This is a genomic window from Catalinimonas locisalis, from assembly GCF_038039535.1.
Classification (GTDB): Bacteria; Bacteroidota; Bacteroidia; order Cytophagales; family Cyclobacteriaceae; genus Catalinimonas.
This window is the reverse complement of the sequence record NZ_JBBPHP010000122.1, coordinates 1-582: the sequence shown is the minus strand read 5'-3', so window position 1 is coordinate 582 and position 582 is coordinate 1. Positions and strand designations below refer to the sequence as shown.

The 582-nt window shown below is 48.5% G+C and carries 1 protein-coding gene; it reads left to right on the top strand.

The window, feature by feature from the left end; genetic code table 11:
- Nucleotides 1–582: response regulator transcription factor (locus WJR50_RS34155; RefSeq protein ID WP_341297808.1), on the top strand; the 582-nt coding region annotated here is incomplete at both ends.

The following is a 582-nucleotide window of genomic DNA, read 5'->3' as shown; positions in this document are numbered from 1 at the left end:
GGAGGAAGCCACTCTGGATGGAGCCACTTCGGAGGAAGCCCCTCTGATCCTGGTAGTGGAAGACAATGCCGATGTACGAGCCTTTATTCGGGAAAACCTACAGGCAGTCTATCAGGTGATGGAAGCCGCAAACGGAGCAGCAGGCTACGAGAAGGCTATTGAACACATTCCCGACCTGATCTTAAGTGATGTGATGATGCCTAAGATGGATGGAGTGGAACTCTGTAGTAAGCTCAAAGCTGATGAAAAGACCGCTCATATTCCAGTGATCCTGCTCACGGCCAAAGCCAGTGGTGGAGATAAAATAGAAGGACTGAAGACCGGAGCAGATGACTACATCATCAAACCTTTCAAAGCTGATGAGTTACTGGTCAGGATCAAAAACCTGATTGAGAGTCGGAAAAAACTCAGAGAGCAATTTAGCCGGGAGATCACTCTGCAACCCACTTCAGTCAAAGTAACTTCAGCCGATGAGCAATTTCTGCAGCGCCTGCTGGAAATCATGGAGGAGCATATGGCAGATTTTACTTTCGGCGTTGAAAGCTTGGGTAAAGCCTTGGGCATGAGCAGGGTACAACTCTA